Raw genomic sequence first — 21,133 nt, 5'->3', positions numbered from 1 at the left:
GGATGGCTGTTGAGCAGAGAGAACACGGGCTTCGGGTGGTTGGACTTCGTGTCAGCGACCTTCGGGTAACCTGCCGGGAAAGATCGACTACTCGTGACGGTGTTCTCTGTTCGGCAGCGAAGGCGGTGCGATGGTGGAGTCCGGCGGTGGCCCTGCGCCCTATGGCTATGACGAAGGGTCGAACAACACTCGCGTTCTCGTGATCGCGGCGGCCATCGCCGCGACACTCGCGGTGGTGGTGGCGATCGGACTCGTGCTGCGTTCGGATCCGGAATCGGACGACGGGCCGACGCCGCTGACGCCCTCGTTCACCGCCAAAACGACGGCAGCCAGTCCCACCGCGCGCACCACGCCGATGGCCACGACCGCCCGTCCGACCGCCTTCGCGTCGGCGACCCCGCAGCCCGCTCGCCGGATCGGCGACGACTGCTCGGCGGGCGGCATCACCGCGCAGTGGGATCTGCGCGAGGGGCAGTGGACGTGCGTGCCGCAGGGCCAGGGTCACGAACCGCACCGCGTCGGCGACGATTGCTCGCACGACGGGATCACCGCGCAGTGGGGCCACGCCCCGGACGGCGAGTGGGTCTGCCTGCCGCAGGAGCAGGCGCGCGAGGATCACCAGGTCGGCGACGATTGTTCGCACGACGGCATCATCGCCCAGTGGGGCCTGTCCCCGGACGGCCGGTGGATCTGCGTGGCGCAGGAACAGGGCGTGGGCGGACCGGTGCCGCCGGTCGTCGTCCCCGCGCCTCCGATCGCGCCAGGACTCCCTGCGCCGCCGGTCGCGCCAGGACCTGCCGCGCCGCCTTTCGCGCCCGCGCCTGCCGGGCCGCCGGTCGCGCCCGCTGGGCCGCCGGTCGGCCCCGTGCCTCCGGTCCTGCCCCAGTTCTTCCCGTTGCCGGTCCCGGCCGCGCCGCCGGTGGTGCCGGGACCGCCTGCAGGTGAGTGAGCGAGAACGCCGTCGCGGTGCGTCGTGGCGACGATGCCGCGGTGTGCGCAGCGGTTATGCCGTGGCGAAGACCGGCACGACGAATCGATCGACCAGGGCCCGCTCCGCCGCGTAATCGCCTGCTGGCCAGAACAACAGCGACAGGACCACCCGGACGATCCACTGCCCGGCGGCGGGGTCGTCGCCGGTGGCGGTGAGCGCGGAGGCGGCCTGCGCGAGCCGCGGGTTGCTCGCCAGGAATCGCTCGACCTCGCGCGGGGCGGCGCCGTTGAGGAAGGCGACCGCGACGCGGTCGGCGCGTACCGCGTCGAGCGCGGCGAGGATCGCGCCCGCGACGCGCTCGGCGCCCGTCGTCCCGGCGATCGCGGCGGCGATGGTCTCCCCGATGCGGGCCGTCGCACCGGCGAGGACCGCCTCGCGCAGCGCCGACTTCCCGCCGACATAGCGGTAGACGGTGGCGCGTGAGCAGCCCGCCTCCGTCGCGACGCGCTCGATGCTCAGCCCGGCCATACCGTCGCGGGCGATGAGATCGGCCGCGGCGGCGTGAATGCGTTCGACCGCCAGCGCGCGGCGATCGCCACCGGCCAGCCAGTCGGGTTGTCCGGACATCGCGACCTCGTTTCTCGGCGGATACGGTCGAAGTATTTTGTCTCACGGTGAGACATCTCGCCAAGTGCGACCACGCGGGGCCGCAGCTGGAGGAGGGGGCGCGAGACGGCTTCTGACCAGGCGTTTCCGGCCGCGAATCTCACTTTTCCCAAGCCATTGACGCGGGCTGCCGCGACGGCGAAACCTGGTGTGCGACATCGCTGTCGGAGTGCGAAAGGCGGAGCGGATGACCCGCGCAGTGGACGAGATCGACCTGTTCGACCCGGGGTCGCTCGACGACCCGTATCCCCTCTACGAGCGGCTGCGCCGCACGGCGCCGGTGCACCGGGTGGACGGCACCGATTTCTACCTGGTGAGCCGCTGGGATCTCGTCGTGGAGGCGACCACCCGCCCCGCCGACTTCTCTTCGCGCCTGACCGCCGCGCTGGTGCACCAGCCCGACGGCTCGGCCGCCGTCTTCGACATGGACGGCGACGGGCAGGCGGTGCACGTGCTCGCCACCGCCGACGATCCGGAGCACCTGCGCCAGCGCAAACTGGTGCTGCCCGCGCTCGTCGCGAAACGCATTCGCGCACTGGAGCCCACGATGGCGGCGAACGTGCGCCGGCTGTGGGTCGAGGGAGTGGACGGCGATCGCATCGAGTGGATGGCGGCGATGGCCGACCGTCTTCCGATGACCATGGTCGCGGGTCTGATCGGGCTGCCCGACGCGGACGTTCCGCGCCTGGTGGAGTGGGGCTACGCCTCCACCGAACTGCTCGGCGGGGTGGTCACCACCGATCGGCTCGGGATCGTGATCACCGCGGCGACCGAGCTCGCCGGCTATCTGCATCAGGCGTTCACCGCGTCGTGCGCGGCGCCCGGCGACGATCTGCTCGGCGATCTGGCGCGAGCGTGCGCCGCGGGCGATCTCGAGCCGCAGGTCGCGGTGCTGATGCTGGTGCAGCTGGTCGGTGCGGGCGGGGAGTCGACCGCGGGCCTGATCGGCAATGCCGTCCGCTTGCTCGCCGCCGATTCGGCTCTACAACAACGGCTTCGGGAGGATCCGGACCTGCTGCCGGACTTTCTCGAGGAGGTGCTGCGGGTGGAGTCGCCGTTCCGCGCCCACCACCGGCACGTCGTCGCGGACACCACGCTCGGCGGCGTCGACCTGCCCTCGGGCGCGCACCTGCTCCTGCTCTGGGGCGCGGCGAATCGCGACCCAGCCGTCTTTCCCGACGCCGATCGGCTCCGCTTGGATCGCGCCGTCCAACGCGGTCATCTCGCGTTCGGCAAGGGCGTGCATTTCTGCGTCGGCGCCGCGTTGGCCCGGCTCGAGGCGCGGGTCGCGCTCGGCGCGCTGCTCGCCGGTACCGCGTCGTTCGAGCTGGCTCCGGAAGGCGGTGCGGCCCAGTGGGTTCCGAGCGTCTTCGTGCGCAGGCACGCGCGACTCGCGCTCGTCCTCCGTTGACTCAGTGCGGGTGCTGGGCGGCGTAGCGTGCGCGTTCCAGCGCGCGCCTGCGCGCCCGCTCCGGGTTCTCCAGATCGGCGGGCAGCCCGTGCTCGGTCAGACGGTGCGCGCGGTTCATCGGCATGAACGCGGCGGTGTAGAACAGCGCGAGCAGCATGGCGAGCAGCACCATCGACCCGCGCAACCACAGCTCGCCGGGGAAGAAAAGGAACACCGCGAACAGCGGCGTGAAGGGAACCATGCCGCGCACCAGATGGCGTGCGACGGCGTGCTTTCCGGTCAGGTCCTCGCGCACCCAGTCGTGCAGCGAATCGGGCAGCCTGCGCCCGAAGGCGTAGCCGATCCACTCGACGGGGTTGGGGCGGCGGCGGGCGCCTGTCATGCGTCGGCTCCTGTCGATGCGGGGTCGGCGAGCACCGACCGGCGGGCGGCCTCGTTGACCCTGGTCAGCACGTCACGCAGTTCTTCGAGGTCGGCCAGGGTGACGCCGAGGCGCTGCACCACCGCGGGCGGAATGCGTTCGGCCTGCGCGCGCAGCGCGGCGCCCGCCTCGGTCAGGTCGATGACCAGGTTCCGCTCGTCGCGCGGGTCGCGCCCTCTGCTGATCAGTCCGGCCGACTCCAGGCGCTTGAGCAGTGGCGAGAGGGTCGGCGAATCGAGCTGGATGGCCTCGGCGATCTCTTTCACCGACATCGGCGCCTCGCCCCACAGCGCGAGCATCACCAGGTACTGCGGGTGCGTCAGCCCGAGCGGCTCCAACAGCGGGCGATAGACGGCGAGCACCGCGCGATTGGCCACGGCCAACGCGAAACACACCTGCCGGTCCAGCCGCAGCGGGTCCTCGATCTCGGTCTCCACGGTTCCTCCTCGGGCCCCGGCTAGGTTAACGCACAAATAGTTAGTGCGTTAAGTGTATGTGCGGGACATCTCCCTCGGACGGCTCCGCCGCTGCTCCGACGGACTTCGCCCGACCCCGCACCGTCGACGCGCATTTCCGCCGCTCCGGCCGTCCGCAGGCCGGTTGACCGAATTCCGCCGACTCCGCCGCTACTGTCGGGGCATGTACGACGTCTCCCCGCGTGAGCGCATTCGCGAACTGGACGCCGTGCGCGGGTTCGCCCTGTGCGGAATGCCGGTGGTCATCATCTGGCAGATGACCGACATGACGGCCACCGTTCCCTCCGGCGAGGCCATGGACCCGCTCCGGCACGCTCTGTCGGTGCTGGTCGAGGGGCGCTTCTTCCCGATCTTCGCGTTCCTGTTCGGCCTGAGCTTCGCGCTGTTCCTGGACCGCGCCGCCGAGCGGACCGCGCGTCCGCGACTCGCGGTGGCGCGCAGGCTGATCGCGCTCGGCGTGCTCGGGCTGGCGCACCAGAGGTTCCAGCCGGGGGAGGCGCTGCTGCCGTACGCGGCCGTGGGAGCGGTGTTCCTGCTGCCCGCGTCCGCTCTGCCGCTGTGGCTGATTCTGGCCGCGGGCCTGGTGGGCACGGTGGGCGTGGCGCTCACCCTCGGCGGCGGACTCGCCCTGGTACCCGGCCTGTTCCTGCTCGGCCTGGCCGCGGGCCGTCACGGTCTCGTCGTCGACCTGCGCGGCCGAACCTGGCAGCTCGCGGCGGTCTTCGCGCTCGCGCTGCCCGCCGCGCTGGTGGCTGCCGTATGGGAGTGGCGCACACCGTATCTGGAGCTGTGGACCAGCTCCATCGAGCCGATCGCGGGCCTGTTCGGCGCGCTCACCTACCTGACCGGCCTGTTGCTCGTGCTGCGCACCGGATACTTCGAAGTGCTCGCCGAGGTGCTCGAGCCGATGGGGCGCATGGCGCTGACGAACTACGTGTCGGCCACGGCGCTGATCCTGCTCGCGGAGCCGCACCTGCGTCTGGGCGGCACCACCCGCTATCCCGCGCTGCTCGGTCTCGCCGCGGGCATCGTCGTCTTCCAGGCCTTCGTCAGTTACCTGTGGCTGTCCTGGTTCCGATACGGCCCGCTGGAATGGGTGTGGCGGTGCGTCACCTGGTGGCGGATCGTCCCACTCGGCAAGACCGAGCCGGAAGGCGTGGCCGCGATCGGTCTGCCGCGCAGGTGACCCGAGATCGCGCCGGGAACACTCGCGCTCAGGCGAGCGCGACCGGCAGGATCAGCGGACCGCGATGCCGGAAACCGGAGCGCCACGGGATCTCTCGCGCGGGCGTGGTCAGCGTCGTCGCAGGCCAGCGATCGCAGAAGCGCGTGAGCACCGCCCCGGCGACGCCGTGCACCAGCGCGGTGCCGAGACAGGAGTGCGGGCCGTGGCCGAGGCCGAGCTGAGCGTTGCGGGCGCGGTTCGGATCGAACCGCTCGGGCCGGTCGAACGCCGCAGGATCGCGATTGGCGCCCGCCAGACACAGCAACACGGTCTGCCCGGCCTTGACGGTGTAGCCGCCGATATCCAGATCCGTTGTAGCGAACCGGGGTCCGGCGAGCACCTGCGGTGAGAGGTAGCGCAGCAGCTCGTCCACGGCGCGCCGCCGGTCGGTGGCGGCGCGGAAAGCCCTGCGGTGCGCGGGCTCGGCGACGAGCGTGAGCGCCGCACCCGCGATCAGGTCGGCGAGCACCTCGTACCAGACGAACAGCAGGTAGAACAGCACGCCGGTGAGCTCGTCGGCCGTCGGCGAACCGGTCTCGTCGCGCGCGGCGACCAGTCGTCCGACCGCGGTGTCAGCGCCCGCCCGCGCGATCACGGCGTCGACGAGCGTGCGCATGGTCACGAGGGTGTCCCTGGCGCGCGGCACCGTCGCGCCGGGCAGCAGCGTCGAATTCGCCCAGGCGAGCAGGGCTTCGCGTTCCGCGCCGGCCAGTCCGAGCAGCTCACCGAGCACCGCGGCGGGCAGCGGGATCGCCAGCCGTGCGACCAGATCCACCTTCGGGTCCGTGTCTGTGTCCTCGAGCAGCGTGTCGACCAGATCGCTTGCGCGCTCGTCCCATTCGGCAGCCCTGCGCGGCGCGATTTCGGCCGTGATCAGGCGGCGCAGCCGCGCGTGGGCGTCGGCGTCGGCGACGAGCAGCGCGTCCATCGGGGGCGGGACGGCGAATCCCGTGTAGTCGGTCTGCCCGGCCCTGGTGACGTCGGCGGTCAGGCGCTCGTCCGACAGCGCGGCGCGCACGTCGGCATGCCTGGTAACCAGCCAGGCGGGCGGGCCGTCGGGCGTGCGGACGCGGTGCATGCCGCCCTCACGACGCAGCGCGCTCAGCACCGGCCACGGATCCGCCGCGAAACCGGCATCGAAGATCTGTCGCACCCCAGCCCCCATCCGCTTGTCCGCCAACACTTCTCGGTACCGTTCGGTCGGCACCAAAGTACTCCGCTCGGGCCGCGTGCGCCGCTCGGGCTGGTGGGGGGCGTCCGCCGCGGTTGCCGCGACGCGGGGCGGCGATCGGGCGGGGCGTCGCTGGTGTTGCCGCCGCTGCTGTACGCGGCCGCGCGATCAGTTCCGCGGGCGTTCGGCCTGCGCCGACCCGGAGGCCGCCCACGAGGACGCGAAAGAGCGGGCCGCGCGGGACCTGCGGGGTACTGCCTGCGGGCCATCCGGGCGGAGATGATCGAGGCAGGCCGCGGGGAGGCGCTCGCGGCACGGCGCGAATCCGGCGTGCCGCCGGATCTGGTCGACCAGGGGACCAAGCGCCTCGATCTCGGCCCGACTCGCTGAGCGCTACTTGGCGGGAACGCCCGCCTGCCGGATCGCGTTCAGGACCTCGCCGTAGCTGAGGGTGGTGGAGTTCACCGAGATGGTCTCCGCCACGCGGTCGACGTCGACGGAATCGACGCCGCCGAGTCCGCGCAGCGCATTCTGGGCGACGCTGGCGGATGCGTCCGAGTAATCGGTGAGGTCGAAGGTGTAGGTCATGGTGTCCGATTCTCCTTGGTTGCTGATCGATCGGTCCGGTCAGTTCTGCGCATACACCGAAACCGGGGGGCGTAAACGTTCGCGATCGCGGTGAGTTTGATCCCGCCGGAACAGGGAATAGCGAACTCGTAATACAACTTTTCAACGCACCAGGATTGTCATGATCATTCTCATAGGGCTGATCGTCCTGATCGGCGCGATGGTCGTCGGCGTCGCCGCTGTGGCGGCGAATACCGGCGAGCTACGCACGTCGACGGGCGATTTCGCCGTTTTCGACTATCACTTCACAGCGTCCGCGGGAGAGGTGTTCCTTTACGGCACGGTGATCGGCGCGGTGGCCGCGCTCGGGTTGCTCCTCGTGCTGACCGGGCTGTGGCGTACCTCCCGCCGCGGTAGCGAGGCGCGCAGGGAGCTGCGCAGGTCACGCCGGGAGATCGCGGCTACTCGCCGCGATGCTCCGCCTCCGCAGGCACCGCCGGTCGCGCCGCCGCCGGGCAACAAGCCCGCGTGGAGCGCCAACCGATTCCTGCGCCGACCGTCCGGAACCGCGCCGCTGGCGGGCCCTCCGGGCGGCAAGACACAGGCGCCTACTGCCGGCTGACAAGTCAACGGTTGACCAAGAGGAAAGGGATGAGACCGTGATTGTTCTCGGATTGATACTGCTGATCGTGGGCTGGCTGCTCGGGATCGGGTGGCTGACCACGGCGGGCATCATCGTGCTGATCATCGGCGCGGCGCTCTGGATCGCTGGTTCGGTGGGCCGTCCGGTCGGCGGCCGCAGGCACTATTACTGAGGCCATCGATGCACGACGAAAATTACCGCAGGAACGGTCGTTTCGACCACCGAATTCAGGCCGCGCGTGGCCGTATGAAGAAATTCCTCGGACGCGCGACCGATAATCCGCGGCTGTCGGCGGAGGGACGGCGGGACCAGTTCCTCGGCAACATGAAACAGGCAGCAGGCAAAGTGCGGGACGCGTTCCGGCGCTGACCGATCGCCGATGTCGGCCGAGGTGTGCACCCGGCCGACATCGGCATGCGGCTGGACAGCGACTACTCCATCGTCACTCGTTCCGGTACTGCCGAAGGACTGGCACAGCAGTTGAGATCACTGGACGCGGTGTCCCCAGCCAGAGAGAAGCGGCATGTTGCGGAGCCAGGGATCCCATGTCGCGCTACTCCGAAACCGGCTGCCCGACTGGCGTGTCGAAGCGATCCGTCATGTGCAAATCGGTGGCTGTGGTGGAATCGGTGGTCCCATCGGGCTCATGATGGACCGGCACTCCGAACACGCTGGATGTACTGGTCACTCGCAATCTGGGTAAAGGGGTGATCGAGAATGAACGGATGGCCAGATGACGGTCGGCCGAATCACCACGCACGAATATGAGCTGGAGGTAGCGTGCTGCCAGGCCTGAGTGCTCGGTGTAGTTGAGCTCTTTCGGACTGTGGGAGGCTCTTGTCAGGTGAAAGTATTTTTTTCTGTCTGCAGACCACTCCAATGCACAGGAATTCGGTAGATGGTTCCCCGATGGATCACCAAAGCGGAGCCTGATGGAGGTCAGCGGCGGCGCGTTCTCCCCTCTGTCCACCACGAGGTATCCAACAACGGTCGTAATAGGCGATTTGCTCAGGTAATAGGTGTCAGGCGAGCCGTCGAACATGTGCTCGAAGGGATGGTCCGGTGCCGGCTCGAAGTAGTCAGCGAACGACGGCACGGTTGCGGTTTCATGCCCGACGAACAGATCGCCGCGCACAGTCAAGTGTCCGACCTCCAGATCCGGCACCCGGACGGTGATGGTGACGGCCAGTGTCCGCTCGACGGTGTCGTTGCCCGCCTGGACGGTGCCCCGCAGGTAGAACACTGTCGTCCGACTGATGTTCGGAACCGTGTAGGTGGTCTTGTTCGTTACATCGATTTCGGCGACGTCGTACAGCAGTTTCAGCGACGACACGCCACCGGCCTCCCAGGTCAGCCGCGCCGAACCGCCGTTCTCGATGATCGGATCGTCGGTGGTCAGGTTGTCGAGACGAAAGTCCGGCGGAAACTTGCCGACGTTGATCGTGACGCTTCCGGTCTCCCAGGCGCCGTCGCCGTCTACCTCCCGCCACTCCATCGCGATGGCCAGCATCGTGCTCCCGACCACCGAGTTGATGCGCGCGTCCATCAACTGGATCGTGACGCCGTCGCCGCGGTCGATCACGGTGAATTCCGTTGTCGGCGTGAAGGTGATCGTCTTCGCCGCCGGGTCCGTGCGCGGCGTCCACTCCGCCAAACTGATCTGCGGGGCGATGCTGGTGATATCCGGTGTCAGATCGCCGGAGTTGGGTCCGGTCGGCACTGTGATGGTGATCTTGCGGCATTCGATCGCCAACCCGCTGCGGCGACTGCCGACCAACACGAAATCGGCGCGTTCCGGATCGCCGCTGGACGGCGAGATACGCACTGGATCCGGATCAGTGTGCAGCTCGAAATACAGTGGTGCGCTGGAGCTCACGTGAACACCATCGGTAGCGGCGTACTGGCCGATGATCGACATGCGTGGTTCTCCTCGTTCGTCGCTGGGATCGGTCGGACGGCATCGGACGTCAAGCGGTGAATCCGAATCGGTTAGGGCTCCGTGATTCCGGATCGGGCGATCACCGGCACACTGAACTCCGCCGCGTTGTCGTCGAGAATCAGCGGCGTAGCCGGTGGATCGACCTCGAGTGACCGAATGGCCACGCCGTCCCACGCCCAGTTGCTAATCGACTCGATACCGATGTACCTAGCGATCACGGACCCTCCCGCGGCGGCCTTCCAGTGGAATTCGGTCGCGTTGTCGCTCCACGCATCGAGGGCGTTCCATTCCTTGCCATCGGTGGACACTGCGACCCGTCCCATGCGCGGCCGAAAGTTTCCTGCGCGATCACCGAACCAGAGGTCCACCGACGTGATCAGCGATCGCGATCCCCGGTCGACGATAATCAGCGTGCCGCCGAAGATCCTGTTCTTGGTCAGGAAGTAGGTATCGAGCGATCCATCGAGAATGTCCTCCATCGGGTGTCCCGGCTCGGCTTCGATACCCTGTTTCAGGCTCACCGACTGCGGCCTGCTCATCCGCACCGAGCCGTGTATTTCGAGATTGCCGATCACCAGGTCCGGAATGCGGACGGTGACGGTGGTCATGAGCGTCCGTTCGACGGTGTTGTTGCCGACCTGGACGGTGCCGCGCAGATAGAACACCGTCGTACCGGTGACGTTCGGAACCGTCCACGTGGTCTTGTTTGTGACATCGACCTCGGCGACGTCGTACAGCAACTTCACCGACGAGGCGCCCTGCGCGACCCAGGACAACCGCACCGAATCACCGTTGTCGATGATCGGCTGCTCGGCGGTGAAGTTGTCCAGGACGAAGTCCGGTGGGAACTTGCCGATATTCATCGTGGCGAGCCCGGTCTCCCACGGATCATCGAAGCCGATTTCCCGCCACTCCATTTCGATGCGCAACGGGGCGCTGCCGACCTGGGTGTTGATCCGAGCGTCCATCAGCTGGATCGTGACGCCCTCATCGCGGCCGATGACGGTGAATTCCGTTGTCGGCGTGAAGGTGATCGTCTTGGCCTCGGCATCGGTGCGTGGCGTCCAGTCCTTCAGACTGATCTGCGGGGCGATGCTGTTGATGTCGGACGTGAGATCGGGTGAGTTGTTTCCGGCCGGCACCGTGATGGTGATCTTGCGGCATTCGATGCCCAGTCCGCTGCGTCGACTGCCGACCAGAACGATATCGGCGCGCTGTGGATCACCGCTGGACGGCGAGACACGCACCGGGTCCGGATCGGTGGTCAACTCGAAATACAGTGGCGCGCTGCTGGTGGCCTGTTCGGTCCCGGTGACGAGGTACTCCCGGACAATTGTCATTACCGTGCTCCTCGTTCGTTGCTGGTACGGCTGTATTGGGCGGCGTCTTCGAGAACCAGGAAACCGGAACGAATTTCGGGATCGACGCCGACGGGCAGCGAGGCCGGGTCGGGGACAACGATCGGGAACTCCGACCACTCCGCGCCCACGGCCTCGGTCCACGACCACGTGCCGGTGGCGGTGGTGGGCTGGGGGAGCGTGACCGCGCCGGTTTCGGTGCGGGCGATGAGCAGCGGGCCCGCGCGGAAGTTCACCGCCATGGCGGCCAGCGCGGCGTCGGTGAAGCGTTGCGGCACAACGACCGAGGACACCGGGAGGATGTCGGTGGTGGCGTGGACGGCGGCGCGGGGGTCGAGCAGCAGGGTGACGGTGGCGCTGCTGTCGCCTTCGAACGCCAGCTTCAGACGCTCGCCGACATCGATGGGCCGCAGATATCCGCCCGAGTCGTCCGGATTGTCCAGTACCGTTTCGAAATGCTCGTAGTCCTCGTCGATTACGCAGCCGATGAGCCCGTCGTCGGTTTGCATCGCCTCGCCTAGGCGGACATTCCACCGGTAGGAGGGCATGTGCGGCGCGGGGGGATTCACCACCCGCGGCCAGGTGACGTCGGTGCGGACCGGCCCGCACAACTCCAGGTCGAGCCGGGCGCGCACCAGGGCCAGCGGACGGCCGAGCAGGAAGCCGAGACTGTAGTCCTCCGGCCCGTCGGGGTCGATGGACACGAGGGTTCGGTCGATGAGATCGCGCACGGCGTCGAGGACGTCGGGGCCTTTCTGCACGACCACCGACAGGTACCGGTGGACGTGCGGGTATTCCGCTGCCAGATCGTCGAATTCGGCGACCGGTGAGCCGGGGAGCGCGGTCCAGGCGACGATCTGCTGGCCGGACGCCGACAGCACCCGCCGAAGATCACCGAGCGCATGGCCCTCGGGATCGTAGATGGCGAGGGACCGATCCAGCCGGTTGTGTATCAGCCACGCGCACACCGGATTCGCGCCGGGAGTGAGTTCGGCGTCGTCGTCGGACCGTGCGGACAGGAAGTCGAAGTGCAGCCGGGCGGGTTGCAGTAGCCGCGGCCCGAGTTCCACATAGCGATCGACTTGGATATCACCGACGGCGTGCTTCGGTGTCATGGAATCGGGCTTGCGCAGCTGATCGAAATGCGACGGATTGTCGATGAGGTTGACCGCGCGGCCGAATCGGTCCACCACCGACAGCCGGATGAACAGCAGCTGCCCGGACCGCAATTCCTGGAAGTCGGACTCCGGCCAGTCGTCCCATTCGAAGACCGGCCGCGCGCCGCCATCCGGCGATGCTCCGGCACCGGTGCCGATCAATCCGGCGATGTCGCCGGTGGGGGCCCGGTTGACCATCGAAAGACGTTGCCCGACGGCGGTGCTCAGCCCGTCCAGCCGCTGCGACAACTGGTCCAGGTCGGTCAGTTGTTCGTGCATGGCGGCGAGCACGTCGGCGCGCAGGTCGGTGCGGCCGTTGGCGTAGCTGTCGAGCTGTCCGTCCTGGTCGTACCCGCTGGTGGGCATGAGGACCTGGCGGCCGCTGACGGTGATGGCGGGCTTCAGGTGGCCCTCGCCCTCCCAGCGGTAGTAGTTCCCGTCGAAGGAAAAGCGTTCCTGGCCGGCTTCGACGAACGGGATGGCGGTGTACTCGACCTCCCACTGCAGATACAGCGGCTGCCACGGCTGCTCCCACGGAGCGGTGCCGTACTCCGGCAATGTCCCGGTCGGATCATCGAGGCTCGCACCGGTTTTGCGGGCTTGATCGATGACGAAGAATTCGGTGACCAGCTTCGCCATCGGCCCCGGCAGGTCGGTGACATTCACCTTCGCGACCTCGGCGGCAACCGTGTCGGCGGTGATGGCGCCGATCTTGGTGACGACTCGTTCCTCGACCCGGCACGGCAGGTCGGAGCCGCGGGTCAGCGGGGCGCTCAGGTTCGCGCCCTGCATCATCAGCACCGGGTCCGCGTGCTGTTCGAACGGAGCCAGGGGCACACGTTGCAGCTCGAGGCCGGTACGCAGACCGTGTTCGGCGGCGTAGGCGCGGGCCTTGGCGGCCAGCGCGTCGGCCTTGGTGTCCCACGGTATCTCGTCCCGCAGCGCCGCGACCTCGTTCGACAGCTGCGCCACCCGCCAGGCCGCCGAGTTCTCTCGCGTCGGATCGAGTTGCCTGAGGATGCCCGGCGCATAATCCTCCGGTGGTTCCGGGTCGCACGACAGCGCCCACAGAACGTAGAGCCGCTGCTGCGCGCCCGCGAGTTCGCGTTCGAGGGTGTCGAGATCGCGTTGGCGGCCATTCAAATCGGCGGTGACCTCGGCGGCGAGCCGCTGTTCGGCGGCGAGTTCGGCGACCGACAGCGCGGCTCGCGCGTCCTCGCCGCCGCGGTCGACGGTGCGCCACACGAACCCGCCCGGCACCGGCCCGAATCCGGAATCGTGGGCGGCGCGTTCGGGGAACAGCTCGCCGTCGGCACGATCGTATTCGTCGAGCACACCGAGCGCGAACGCGCGGTAGAGCTGAGCATCTTTCTCGCTCAACGCATTCGAACCACCCGACTGCTCCTGGAGTTCGCCCGCGGCCTCGCCCGCGCTGTTGCCGATCGCCACCGCGATCTCATTGGCGTGCGGGCTCGCCGACGGGTACACGCCGCCGTTGGGTCGCCAGTCGACGCCGATCGCGCTGCCGGTGTAGACCGAGCGCCGCGGCTCACCGAAGGTCGCGGCCAGCTGCCACTCCAGCCGCGACATCAGGTCGGCGAACCGCTCGTCGGCATGGTCGCCGGCCACCAGGATGTCGCTTTTCGGTTCCGAATACCAGCCTGCGACAAAGTAGCTCAGCCGGTCGTCGTTGTCGGGATGGAGGTCGTCGAGTGTGTCGTGGATGGAGAAGACGTTTTTGTTGTACGGCTGGAACACCGAGAACGTCAGGAGCCCGGGCCCGATCGCGGTGAGGAACTGCTCGCCCCCCGGCTCCTGCCACGGGCTGCCGGTGGTGAGCTCGACCAGTCGGCCGATCTTGGTGGCGGTCGCGGTGTCGGTGGTGGGGTCGAGATACGACACCGCCCCCTCACGGGAGTCGAGGTAGTCGCTGTGCACGATCCACGCGCGCACACCGCCGTTGGAGCGGCGCACCACCAGCCAGCGATTGGGCACCAGCGGGAAGTCGCCGACCTCGCCGGTCTCCTCGTCCTGCAGGCCCTCGCTGAGTGCCTCCGGCAACTGCCAGTGCAAGTACACGCCGAGACGAGACGGGTCGCCCGTCCACTGCTCGGGCCCGGCGAACGGCGCGGGCTCCGGGGCGGCGTTGTCGTTGACGAACGGGACGAAGTTCGAGGTCCAGCGCTGCATGACATAGCTGCCGTCGGCGTCGCGGGTCCGCGCGTTCACCGCGAACGCCGCCACCTCGACCGGCACGATCAGAGTGTCGTTGGGCATGAGAATCCCTCCGGATAGCGTCGATCAGGGGCGGGCGAAGGTCTGCAGTTGCGGCGCCTTGAACATCTGCAGCGCGAACTGTGCGGGCGACAGGGGGGTCTGCAACTCGAGGGCGGCCTTCAGCGCGGGTACCAGTGCGCCCTCGACGTCGAGCACGTCGTGGGAGGGCCGCAGGAATTTGTCGAACCCGGGAGGGTCGGGAAACTCCTTGATGTACTCGCCGACGACGCCGCTGAGTTTGCGCAGGTCGATGGTGTGGAGATCGCCGATGCCGAAGTGGATGCCCTGCGGCGCTTCGGCGATGGTGAAGGTGTCGAGGGTGTCCGGGTACAGCAGCATGAGCACGTTGCTGCCGAACATCGCGCGGTGCAGTGGCTCCAGTTCCGTCTCACCGTGAAAGGCGGTGTAGCGGGTACGCGGCCAGTTCGGCACCAGCAGCGAACGGATCAGCACCCCGCAGGCGGGTGGATCCGGTACTGCGGCGGCCAGCTCGTTGAGGTCCTCGTCCAGCGCGTGACCGACCCCGACACTCAGCGCGCCGTCGACCGCGGCCCGCACCCATCCCGGATCGACGTAGAAGAACCGGATGCTCTCCGGCGGAAGCATTCTCGGGTCGGGGACGAGGTGATCGAAGGGCACCATCTGCAGTGCCGCGAGCCGGTTCAGCCACTCCTGCACCGGATCCAGTTGCTCGCGGACAGCCGACCGCAGCACCGCCCTGGTGTGGGTGTCGGACACCGTGACGCGCAGCGCGTCCGCCGACAGCGCCGACAGCGCGCCGTTGCCCCGTACCGCCGCGGCGGCGGGGCGGCGGGGCGCGGTGGCCAGCTCGGCCCCGCTGCGCGCCAGCGCCAGCGGCAGCCTCGACTCGAGTAGGTGATCGAAGGCGGTGCGCACCCGGCTCTCGTGCAACGCCGCTCCCGCCTCGCTCACCGCGCGTCCCGCGATCAGCTCCGGATGCGCGGCCGCCCGGCGCGCGGCCCGCCTGGCCGCTTTGCGGAATTCCAGCAGCCGATTCCGGAACGGGGCGTCGGCCAAGGCCACTGTGCGGCCGAGGCTGAAGGCGCTGGCGTAGCCGGAGTCGAAGACACCGGACTGCTTCAGGTAGATCAGCGCCTCACCGCCGGAATCGAGCCTGGGTTCACGCGGGGGAGGAAGTGGCTGCGCGGGCGTGGCGGTGAACGGTCCGCGATAGAAGGCGATGGTGCGTTCCCCCGATTCCAGGCGCTGCGGGAGCACCGTCGCGCCACCCTGAATCCGTTGCCGCGCATCGGCATCCAGTTCACCGGGCGGCACCGGCAGGCACAGCTGGAGATCGGGTTCCGCCGCCAGGTTCGCCACCAGGTCACCGAACCCGATGCCGTTGTCGTCGAGGGTTTCGAATGTCCACGTGTGCAGCGACACCATCCGCAGGCCCTCCGACGGCGCCGCCGTGTCCCGCAGGTATGGCTCGAATCCTTCCACCGTGACCAGATGCGCTACGTGCCGTGCGGCGGTCGCGGCGGGGAAGCGATTGGCGACGACGACCGCGTTGCACTCGTCGAGATTCGGTTCCGGGTCGGCGCCGCGCACGTGGTCGGCGTCCGGCCGCCCACCCTCCCTCAGGTGGGCGAGCAGCGCCGCCTCCGCGAAGGTCGGGCGGAGCTTCGTGAACAGATCCGCCGGGATGTGGATGCTGCGGCAGGCCATTTCGGCTTCGCCGTCGAGCAGGCTGTCGGTGTCGATGGCGGGCGGTTTACCCGGTCCGGCCTGCCCGCGGAGCAGTTGGGCGACAGTGGAGACGGTGACCTCACCGATCGCATGGGGGTCGTCCGGAAGTTCGCCTTCCCGGAACACCAGCAGGAACATCCACGGGCTGCCGTCGTCCTCCCCTGCGGGCAGCATCGCCCACGGCAGGCCGGGGGTGTCGAGCGTGATGTGTGGCAGGAGCTGGCTGTACTTCCCGACACCGCCCGGCACCGGGTAGCAGGCCTGCACCTCGGAGTCGCCGAGCGCGAAACGCTGGGTGCGCACGTCGAATCGCTGGTCGCGGGCCGGCAGCGGGGCGACGGTGTCGATCTTCTGCTCAACGGCGAGGGCATAGCGGCCCGCGTAGAGCGACGGGATCCGGTGGTCGAGGAATCGTGTGCGGTGCGTGGTGGTTGGCATGTCGATCCCCTCTTGTCTCAGCCGACGAGCATCGGTTCGGCCGTGAAGGCCGTCTGGCAGGCGCGGGCGTAGGCGGACAGGTCGCTGTCGACCTCACCCAGGTCGAAGCCGAGTGCGGCCAGCTGTCCGGCCAAGCGGCGGCGAGCATCGGCCTGCGCCGAGGCGGCGACCGTGCTCGCGATGGTGGCGATGACGTTCCCCGGCCGCTGCGGCACGGCCCCGACCGGGCCCGCCGCGGGGTCGAGTGGCTGACTGCCGTCGGGCGCGACGGTATCGAAGTCGAGCGCCTCCTCGTCGATGAATCCGGTGGACGTGCCGTATCGCGGTGCGGGCGAGGTGAATTGGACGCCGAGCAACTGGTTCTTCACCAGGTGGTCGTCTCCGGCGGGCAGGTCGCCAGTGCTGCCGGAACCCCACAGTTCGGCCGACACCGTCGCCATCCGGCGGCTGCGGGTCCACTGCCCGAGGTCGAGGTCCGTATCGCCCCGCGTCAACTTCACCCGCTGGGTACTGGTGACACCGCGCCATGTGGTCGGCCGCAGGTCGACGGGACTGCCGTCCTCGACAGCGGTACTCGACGTGCCGAGGTACACCTTGGTGAGCGGCACGGTGGTGTCGGTGTCGAAGGTGAATCCGTTGGCCGACACCTCCCACGAGCCGTCTCCGCCGGTCTCGCGGTTCTTGTCCATGAGCAGCCCGGCCTGCGGCAGGACGCGTACGTTGTTGCCCGCGGGCGGCAGCATGGCGGAGAACCCGGCCCAGTCCAGATCGTTGCTCGCCCCGGCGCGTCCGTTGCCGAAATTGATGGTGAACGAGATGAACCACAGCTTCACCTTGGCCCGGCCGCCGGTGGGCGGTCCCCAAACCGTCAGTCCGACACCGACTTCCACGGTGATGGTGATCCTGACGAAGATGATCTTCACCGAGGCGGACACACCCATCGACACCCGGATGCCGACGTCGAAGTAGAAGGGGTTCCATTGGACGAGGGCGTCCATCTTCGCGTCACACCAGGCGCGGACCGGACCCGCGTGGAAACGCACGGCGAGCTGCCCGCCCGCCATCGCGGCGCCCGGGGTGAACGCCAGGTACGCCTTGCCGGAGATAGTGACCGCGCCGGTCAGATCCCAGTCGAAACCGACCCGCGGCACCGACGGATACCGCTGCGGGGCACGGTAATTCTTGTGGTATCCACCCACGGTGTAGACGAAGTCGCCCGCGTGCGGACTCGGCCCGAACCAGGTGCGGAAGGCCACGCCGCCGTGCAACCGGCAGTTCGGGTCGAGGACGAACGAGTTCGGGGCGAGCGCCATCGCGAAGCCCATCTCGCCCTCGCCGGGTTTGAGCACCGCTTGCAGATTCGCCGCTACACGGGCCAGTTTCCGGCCGCCCCCCTTGGGGAATTCCGCGGCCGCGGTGCCGAGCAGGGCGACGGTGAACTCGTCACCGACCTGCACGATCGCCATCGCGCGGCCCGAGACGAATTCGGCGAGGGTGAAGCCGAGCCCGGCCGCCACCCAGAGCTCGTTCTCCCTGGGCGAGATCCACGGGTTGTCGCCGCCTATCAGGGTGCGCAGCACCGAGACGGGCTTACCGGACCCCGCGCCGATCGAACCCGGATCGGCCAGCGCCTTGACGAACGGGAAGTTCGCGACCTGCGCGACCTCGGGTACGCGGATGTGGCTGTTCCATCCGAACCCCACCGACACGCCGGTCAGTCGCAGCGCGGGGATGCCGATGCCGGGATTGCCGCCGATGCCGGCGTAGCCGAAGAAGGAGGGCTCGGCGGCACCGGACTCCGGGACCACGTACGCGCCCATACCGGTGCCGTAGATACCCGACTTGCCGCCCTTGAACGAGAACATCAGCACGCCGCCGATGACCGTCTTGTAGGGGGATTCCGCCTGCGTCACACCGAGTTCGCCGACGATGTGCAGGGGGTTGTAGTCCAGGGCGAGACTCGCGACGGCGCCGTCCTCGCTGAGCGTCAGCCCGAACCGGCCGTTGCCCCGCTCGGACGACGACCTGGTACCTGCCAGCAGAGCGAAGCCGTCGCTGGTCGCCACCGCGCGCACCGGGCGGTACGGCGAACCGGTGCGCCGGACGTGGGTCGAGGCCGAGGGCATCGGTCGGCCCAACCCGTCCAGCCGCGAGGGATCCGTCGGCGTCTCGGGACGCGGGGTGTCCAGGCGTACCAGGAAGCGGCATGGCTGGGGACCTGGCCTCGGGAGCAGCAACCAGGCCCCTGGCGGCAGCTCGTCGGCGAACGGGTCGGGTAGTAGGGCGCGCGAAAGACCTTCGTCTTCCAGAACTGCCAGCTCGGCCAGCCGGGCGGCAGGCAGCGATCTGTCGGTGCAGATCACCTGCCAGCCGTCGGCGCTCGCGGTGAACATGCGCTCACCGTTCTCCCGGAGCACGACCGCCACGCCCGTGCCGGTCGCCCGCACCGTCGTGCCCGCATGCTCGTCGAGACGCAGCGTGAGGGTGTCGGACGGGCCGCACGGCAGGTCGGGTAGCTCGAACCCGGCGCACCGGGCCAGCAGTTGCGCCGACGCTCCCACCCCGGGGAGCTGGACATCGAGCGCGATGTCCGCGCCGTCGTGCGCGCGGCTCAGCCGTGCAGAAGCGGGTTGGTCGGCGTAGGACACCCGCGCGATCCCGTCACCTGTCTCGATTCCCGCCGAGAATTGCAGAGCGCCGTCGGGAAACAGCGCGCGCAATCCGTCGCCGAAGCCGAACGAATCGATCGGAATTTCGACCGATTCCCCGTTCGATTCGTCGAGAAGTTTATGGAGCCACTGGATTCGGACCGTCACGAATACCCCTCCTCCTCCGACGCCCACCCGCGGCCCGAGTGGACTGCTCGCGTTCAGCGTAGGGCTGATCATCTGAGGTTGGTGACGATTCGCAATTGCCGCTGCGCACCAAGCGGTTTCGTGAGCTATTCCGTCTTTCGTGCAATGGTCACACGGAAGCCGAATATATGGGAAAAACCATCGCTGAATGGGCGCCGAAAAATAGCGAATTGCGCAGCGGGTGCGCAACGCGCCGATGACCGCTGATGACACGTCTACGGCTGCCGGATGCATTCTCGAAAATCGGCGTCGAAAGCGGGTCCTGCGGCCGAAGCAGGTGGAGAGTCGCCAGCCTAGGAGCGGGCACGTGATCCGCGCCGTGGCTGGGACAGGTCAACCTCGGACACACCCTACGGCCGGCCCGATTCGCCGGAACGCTGGCGCAGGTCGGCCGCCGCGCTGTCCAGCAGATCGCACACCTGAGCGTCGTCGACCGGGGTGAAGTCCCCGTACCACCTGGCGATCGACGTGACCACTTCCGCGCCCTCCAGGCAGACGACCTGGTCGACCCGCCCGCCGAGCGCACGGATCGCCGAGGCCGCGCCGACGGGCGCGGCGAGCGCGACGCGGGCCGCTCCCGCCGCGCGCACCACCTCGACGGCCGCGCGGGCCGTGACACCGGTCGCGATGCCGTCGTCGACGATTACCGCTGTCCGGCCGTGCAGCGCGAGTCCGGACGCGCCGCCCCGGTAGCGAATGGCGCTGCGGGCCAGGTCTGCTCGCTGTTCCGCCTCCAGCTCGGCCCGGCCCGTTTCGGAGACGAACGCGCGCGCCAGAATCTTGTCGTCGATCACCCCGACCCCGCCCTCGCCGACCGCGCCGAACGCCAGGTCCGGCCGATAGGGCACCCGCAGCCTGCGCACCATCGCCACCGTGAGCGGCGCGCGCAACGCGCCCGCCACCTCGTAAGCGACCGGAACGCCACCGCGGGGCACCCCGAGCACCACCGTGTCGGCGTCGCGAAAGTGGGCCAACCGCAGGGCGAGTCGCCGACCCGCCGCCCGGCGATCACGGAAGGGCATGCTGGGCCTCCGGACTCGGACTTCGGAAAGCACCGAAGTCTACGCCCGGCCGAAACCCCTGCGGCGGGTGGGAGACTCGAGCTTCCGTTCAGATTCCGGCGACGTCGGTCAGCTGCCCGATGCCGTAGGTGACCAGCATGGCCAGCGCGCCGCCGAGCACCACCCGCAGCATGGCGCGGACGGGATCGCTGCCGCCGAGCCTGGCGCTGATCGAACCGGTGAGCGCCAGCGCCAGCAGCACCGCGGCGACGGTCACCGGGATGCGTGCGGTGACCGGCGGCAGCAGGATCGCCACCAGCGGCAGCAGCGCGCCGAGGGTGAACGCGATCGCCGAGGAGAACGCGGCCTGCCACGGATTGGTGAGTGCGCGCGGGTTCAGGCCGAGTTCGGCCTCGGCGTGCGCGGTGAAGGCATCGTGCGCGGTGAGCTCCTCGGCGACCTTGCGCGCGGTGTCGGGGGAGAGTCCCTTGGCGCGATAGATGGCGGTGAGCTCCGTGAGCTCGTAGTCCGGCTCGTCGGCGAGCTCCCTGCGTTCCTTGGCGAGCAGCGCGCGCTCGGAATCCCGCTGGGTGCTGACCGACACGTACTCACCGACCGCCATCGACAGCGCACCGGCCGAGAGACCCGCGATGCCCGCGGTGAAGATCGCGCTCGTGGTGGTGGTCGCCGCGGCGACGCCGACCACGAGCCCGGCCGTCGACACGATGCCGTCGTTCGCGCCGAGCACGCCGGCGCGCAACCAGTTCAGCCTGGTCGCGAATCCGCCCCCGTGCGGCTCGTGCGGATGAGAACCGCTGATCGTCGAGTCCTCCATGCCCCGCACCCTAATGGACGCTGCCGGACGAAGTCCGTCGAAAACCTACGCA

At 68.8% G+C, this 21,133-nt stretch carries 18 protein-coding genes; 6 read left to right on the top strand and 12 right to left on the bottom strand.

Annotation, left to right across the window (positions count from 1 at the left end):
* The first annotated feature begins 130 nt into the window (after positions 1–130).
* On the top strand, positions 131–949 hold the full coding sequence (locus AC3EO7_RS24885) for a hypothetical protein (protein ID WP_431962228.1): 819 nt from the start codon (positions 131–133) through the stop codon (positions 947–949).
* A gap of 54 nt (positions 950–1,003) precedes the next feature.
* Here AC3EO7_RS24885 and AC3EO7_RS24880 read toward each other — a convergent pair whose 3' ends face one another.
* A complete protein-coding gene (locus tag AC3EO7_RS24880) occupies positions 1,004–1,558 on the bottom strand; it encodes a TetR/AcrR family transcriptional regulator (RefSeq protein WP_431962230.1) in 555 nt (184 codons plus the stop codon).
* Between the two features lie 226 nt (positions 1,559–1,784).
* Here AC3EO7_RS24880 and AC3EO7_RS24875 point away from each other — a divergent pair, with 226 nt between their 5' ends.
* Positions 1,785–3,008: a cytochrome P450 gene (locus AC3EO7_RS24875; RefSeq protein ID WP_435592517.1), complete on the top strand. Its 1,224-nt coding sequence runs from the start codon at positions 1,785–1,787 to the stop codon at positions 3,006–3,008.
* Position 3,009: 1 nt separating this feature from the next.
* On the opposite strand, the gene AC3EO7_RS24870 is transcribed toward AC3EO7_RS24875, so the two are convergent.
* Together AC3EO7_RS24870 and AC3EO7_RS24865 are read right to left on the bottom strand one after the other, a co-directional pair.
* Positions 3,010–3,390 (bottom strand): DUF5313 family protein, encoded by a 381-nt coding sequence (locus AC3EO7_RS24870; RefSeq protein WP_431962234.1) that lies wholly within the window; start codon positions 3,388–3,390, stop codon positions 3,010–3,012.
* Entirely contained in the window at positions 3,387–3,866 is a 480-nt protein-coding gene (locus AC3EO7_RS24865) for a MarR family winged helix-turn-helix transcriptional regulator (protein ID WP_431962236.1), read from the bottom strand. The genes AC3EO7_RS24870 and AC3EO7_RS24865 overlap by 4 nt, the downstream gene beginning before the upstream one ends.
* Before the next feature lie 202 nt (positions 3,867–4,068).
* On the opposite strand from AC3EO7_RS24865, the gene AC3EO7_RS24860 reads away from it, so the two are divergent.
* Positions 4,069–5,091, top strand: a complete 1,023-nt coding sequence (locus AC3EO7_RS24860; RefSeq protein WP_435592516.1) for a DUF418 domain-containing protein — start codon at positions 4,069–4,071, stop codon at positions 5,089–5,091.
* Positions 5,092–5,119: 28 nt separating this feature from the next.
* Here the strand turns inward: AC3EO7_RS24860 and AC3EO7_RS24855 are convergent, their stop codons facing one another.
* Positions 5,120–6,337, bottom strand: a complete 1,218-nt coding sequence (locus AC3EO7_RS24855; RefSeq protein ID WP_435592515.1) for a cytochrome P450 — start codon at positions 6,335–6,337, stop codon at positions 5,120–5,122.
* 357 nt (positions 6,338–6,694) lie between these two features.
* Entirely contained in the window at positions 6,695–6,889 is a 195-nt protein-coding gene (locus AC3EO7_RS24850; protein WP_431962242.1) for a hypothetical protein, read from the bottom strand.
* A 160-nt stretch (positions 6,890–7,049) separates the two neighbouring features.
* Between AC3EO7_RS24850 and AC3EO7_RS24845 the strand changes: the two genes are divergently transcribed.
* Genes AC3EO7_RS24845 through AC3EO7_RS24835 form a run of 3 tightly spaced genes read left to right on the top strand, consistent with a single transcriptional unit; the run spans position 7,050 to position 7,880 of the window.
* Positions 7,050–7,490: a hypothetical protein gene (locus AC3EO7_RS24845; protein ID WP_435592514.1), complete on the top strand. Its 441-nt coding sequence runs from the start codon at positions 7,050–7,052 to the stop codon at positions 7,488–7,490.
* Positions 7,491–7,527: 37 nt separating this feature from the next.
* Positions 7,528–7,683 (top strand): hypothetical protein, encoded by a 156-nt coding sequence (locus AC3EO7_RS24840; RefSeq protein ID WP_431962246.1) that lies wholly within the window; start codon positions 7,528–7,530, stop codon positions 7,681–7,683.
* An 8-nt stretch (positions 7,684–7,691) separates the two neighbouring features.
* Entirely contained in the window at positions 7,692–7,880 is a 189-nt protein-coding gene (locus AC3EO7_RS24835; RefSeq protein ID WP_431962248.1) for a CsbD family protein, read from the top strand.
* Positions 7,881–8,064: 184 nt separating this feature from the next.
* On the opposite strand, the gene AC3EO7_RS24830 is transcribed toward AC3EO7_RS24835, so the two are convergent.
* From AC3EO7_RS24830 to AC3EO7_RS24800, 7 genes are all read right to left on the bottom strand, one after another.
* Positions 8,065–9,429, bottom strand: a complete 1,365-nt coding sequence (locus AC3EO7_RS24830; RefSeq protein WP_431962250.1) for a hypothetical protein — start codon at positions 9,427–9,429, stop codon at positions 8,065–8,067.
* Between the two features lie 71 nt (positions 9,430–9,500).
* A complete protein-coding gene (locus AC3EO7_RS24825) occupies positions 9,501–10,790 on the bottom strand; it encodes a discoidin domain-containing protein (RefSeq protein ID WP_435592513.1) in 1,290 nt (429 codons plus the stop codon).
* A complete protein-coding gene (locus AC3EO7_RS24820; protein WP_435592512.1) occupies positions 10,790–14,242 on the bottom strand; it encodes a hypothetical protein in 3,453 nt (1,150 codons plus the stop codon). The genes AC3EO7_RS24825 and AC3EO7_RS24820 overlap by 1 nt, the downstream gene beginning before the upstream one ends.
* A gap of 24 nt (positions 14,243–14,266) precedes the next feature.
* Entirely contained in the window at positions 14,267–16,390 is a 2,124-nt protein-coding gene (locus AC3EO7_RS24815; protein WP_435592511.1) for a hypothetical protein, read from the bottom strand.
* A gap of 17 nt (positions 16,391–16,407) precedes the next feature.
* Positions 16,408–19,206 carry a DUF6603 domain-containing protein gene (locus AC3EO7_RS24810; protein ID WP_435592510.1) on the bottom strand — a complete coding sequence of 933 codons (2,799 nt, stop codon included), beginning with the start codon at positions 19,204–19,206 and terminating at the stop codon, positions 16,408–16,410.
* A gap of 389 nt (positions 19,207–19,595) precedes the next feature.
* The gene (locus tag AC3EO7_RS24805) at positions 19,596–20,267 is read right to left on the bottom strand and encodes a phosphoribosyltransferase (RefSeq protein WP_431962260.1); all 672 of its coding nucleotides are present in this window, start codon (positions 20,265–20,267) and stop codon (positions 19,596–19,598) included.
* A gap of 88 nt (positions 20,268–20,355) precedes the next feature.
* A complete protein-coding gene (locus AC3EO7_RS24800) occupies positions 20,356–21,081 on the bottom strand; it encodes a VIT1/CCC1 transporter family protein (RefSeq protein WP_431962262.1) in 726 nt (241 codons plus the stop codon).
* Between the last annotated feature and the right edge of the window lie 52 nt (positions 21,082–21,133).

Source organism: Nocardia sp. bgisy118, from assembly GCF_057708605.1.
The sequence above is the reverse complement of the archived record's forward strand: the minus strand, read 5'-3'. Positions and strand labels throughout refer to the sequence as shown.